Origin of the sequence: Streptomyces sp. NPDC059900 (assembly GCF_050270335.1) — a bacterium.
Classification (GTDB): Bacteria; Actinomycetota; Actinomycetes; order Streptomycetales; family Streptomycetaceae; genus Streptomyces.
Genome location: NZ_JBNNJZ010000798.1, coordinates 1 through 2,955, shown reverse-complemented (window position 1 = coordinate 2,955; position 2,955 = coordinate 1). Strand labels below are relative to the sequence as shown.

Genomic DNA, 2,955 nt, shown 5'->3' with positions numbered 1-2,955 from the left:
GCTCTGTACTGCGCTCATGCACCATGGGAACGATTATGGCCAGTCCATGCATTGGACGGATGAGTCTTGTGTGCCTACGTTCGATGCATGCCTCCTGCCAGTAGCGGGGCGTCCGCCACCCACGCGGCCGCCCTTCCCCAGCCGTCCCCTTCTGCTGAGCCCGCCGACACCCGCCTGACCCCCGGCGGCCCCGGCTATCGCCGGATGAGCTTCGCCCTCTTTCTCGCGGGCGTCGCCACCTTCGCCCTCCTCTACTCCACGCAGGCACTGCTCCCCCTGGTCTCCGCCGATTTCGGCGTCAGCGCGAGCTCGGCCAGCTGGACGGTGTCGGCGGCGACGGGCGCTCTGGCCCTCTTCGTCCTGCCCCTGAGCGCGCTCAGCGAGCGGTTCGGGCGGCGGACGCTGATGACGGTCTCGCTGACCGTCGCGGTGGTCGTGGGTCTTCTCGTCCCCTTCGCGCCCTCCGTCGGCGTGCTCATCGCGCTGCGAGCCGTGCAGGGGGCGGCCCTGGCCGGGCTTCCGGCGTCCGCGATGGCCTTCCTCGCGGAGGAGGTCAGGCCCAAGGCCCTGGTCGCCGCGATCGGCATGTTCGTGGCGGGCAACTCCATCGGCGGCATGAGCGGGCGCATCATCACCGGCTGGGTCGCGCAGGCATGGGGCTGGCGCGTGGCCGTGGGCGTCGTGGGTGTCGTGGCGGTCCTGTGCGCCGTCGCCTTCCGCGCGCTGCTTCCCGCGCCGCGCCACTTCACGGCGGGCTCGCTCAACCCCAAGGCGCTCGGCCGGACGATCCGTTCGCACCTCTCCAACCCGCTGCTGTGCAGGCTGTACGCGATCGGCGCGCTGTTCATGACGGTGTTCGGCGCGGTCTACACCGTGATCGGCTACCGCCTCACCGAAGCGCCCTTCTCGCTCCCGCAGGGCGTCATCGGCTCGATCTTCCTGGTCTACCTCGTCGGTACGGTCTCGTCGGCCGCCGCGGGCAAGCTCGTGACGCGGCTCGGCAGGCGCGGCGCGCTGTACCTGGCGGTGAGCACGACGGCGGGCGGCCTGCTGCTTTCCCTGTCCGACTCGCTGGTCATGGTCCTTCTCGGGCTCGTCCTGATCACCGCGGGCTTCTTCGCGGGCCACGCGGTCGCCTCCTCGTCCGTCAGCCGTACGGCGACCGCGGGGCGCGCGCAGGCTTCGGCGCTCTACCAGTCCGCGTACTACCTGGGCTCAAGCGCAGGCGGCACGCTCGGCGCGGTGGCCTTCCACGCGGGGGGCTGGGCCGGGACGGTGGGCCTGGGGATCCTCGCGGTGCTCGGCGTCGCGTCCATCACCGTCTGGGGTTCGCACGCGGCGCGCGTCCAGGAGCGGGAGCAGCGGCGCCGGGGGCTCGTGGCCGCGCACTAGCCGTCCGGGGCCCAGCGGCGCCCCCTCTCCCACCTGCGGGTTTTCCTACTCCGGGGGCCGTTGTCAGTGGGCTGCGGTAGCTTCCGAAGTGCTGGGACTTTCGTGGCAGCCGCAGGGGTGGGTTGGGATGACTGACATCGCAGGGACGACGTCGGAACTGGACGTCACACTGGAGAAGCACCGGGTCGAACTGACCGGGTACTGCTATCGCATGCTGGGCTCCGCCTTCGAGGCGGAGGACGCGGTGCAGGACACCATGGTCCGCGCCTGGCGGAGCTACGAGAAGTTCGAGGGCCGCTCCAGCCTCCGGTCGTGGCTGTACCGCATCGCGACGAACGTCTGCCTGGACATGCTGAACGCCGGCAACCGCCGCGCCCGGCCCATGGACCTGACGGCGGCGGCTCCCCTGGCGCAGGCCGCGCTCTCCCCCCGTCCGGACAACGTCTGGCTGGAGCCGATGCCGGACGCGCGCATGCTGCCGTCCGTCAGCGACCCCGCGGAGGCGGCCGTGGCCAAGGAGTCCGTGCGGCTCGCGTTCGTCGCCGCCCTCCAGCAACTGCCGCCCAAGCAGCGGGCGGTGCTCATCCTGCGCGAGGTCCTCGCGTGGAAGGCCAGCGAGGCTGCCGAGCTCCTCGACACCTCGGTGGCCTCCGTCAACAGCGCGTTGCAGCGTGCGCGGGCGACGCTGGCCGAGGGGCCCGGGGACGACACCGCGGTGTCCGACCCTCTGGACGACGAGCAGCAGAAGCTCCTGGAGCGTTACGTCGCGGCCTTCGAGGGCTATGACATGGCGGCGCTGACGGCTCTCCTCCACGAGGACGCCATCATGACGATGCCCCCGTTCGACCTGTGGCTGCGCGGCACGTCCGACATCACCGGCTTCATGTCGACCATCGGCGCCTCCTGCGCGAACAGCAAGCTCTTCCCGGTCAACGTCAACGGCACGCCGGGCTTCGCCCACTACAAGCCCGACCCCGAGAAGGGCGGGTACGCACCCTGGGCGGTCCAGGTCATCGAGATCTCAGAAGGGCGGATCGCGGGCTTCCACTGCTTCCTGGACACGCCCCGGTGGTTCCCGCTGTTCGGCCTGCCGGCCCACCTCGACCTCAATGGGGAGCCCGACGAGGTCCAGTAGCTCGCGCAGGGCCGGGGCCGCGTTGCGTACGCGGATCCGGCCGTCCGCGCGGCGGGCGGTGAGCTGGAGTCTTGCCAGGGCGTCGATCGCGGCGAGCACGGGTGGGCCGACGCCCGCCACGTCGCACACGAGGACTTCCGCGCCGGTCGCTTGCAGCGTGGCGCGGGCCTCCTCGCAGAGGCCGTGCGTCTTCTCTTTGTCCAGGGTGCCGGTGAGGGTCAGGGTCGGGTGCTTGTTTGGGTTCACGTTGGGGGGACTGGGCGGGACGCCGGAACTCATCGGTAGGTTCGGCAGGGTCTCCTGCGGCGGGCTTTGTCCCCAACCCCGCCCCTTCCCGAAAACTCGCTGGCGCGAGGGCCTTGAGCGCCGTCATCACCGGCTTCGCCGAGTTCGTCCTCAAACGCCGGACGGGCTGGAATCTCCAGCCC

Annotated in this window: 3 protein-coding genes; 2 read left to right on the top strand and 1 reads right to left on the bottom strand. The window is 71.0% G+C overall.

Translation table 11 applies throughout. The annotated features are described in order from the left end of the window. The first annotated feature begins 87 nt into the window (after positions 1 to 87). A complete protein-coding gene (locus tag ACQKIP_RS44100; RefSeq protein WP_365867056.1) occupies positions 88 to 1,392 on the top strand; it encodes an MFS transporter in 1,305 nt (434 codons plus the stop codon). Positions 1,393 to 1,519: 127 nt separating this feature from the next. Next, positions 1,520 to 2,527 carry a sigma-70 family RNA polymerase sigma factor gene (locus ACQKIP_RS44095; protein ID WP_365867054.1) on the top strand — a complete coding sequence of 336 codons (1,008 nt, stop codon included), beginning with the start codon at positions 1,520 to 1,522 and terminating at the stop codon, positions 2,525 to 2,527. Here the strand turns inward: ACQKIP_RS44095 and ACQKIP_RS44090 are convergent. After that, entirely contained in the window at positions 2,414 to 2,773 is a 360-nt protein-coding gene (locus ACQKIP_RS44090) for an STAS domain-containing protein (protein ID WP_365867053.1), read from the bottom strand. The two genes, ACQKIP_RS44095 and ACQKIP_RS44090, sit on opposite strands and share 114 nt — an antisense overlap. Between the last annotated feature and the right edge of the window lie 182 nt (positions 2,774 to 2,955).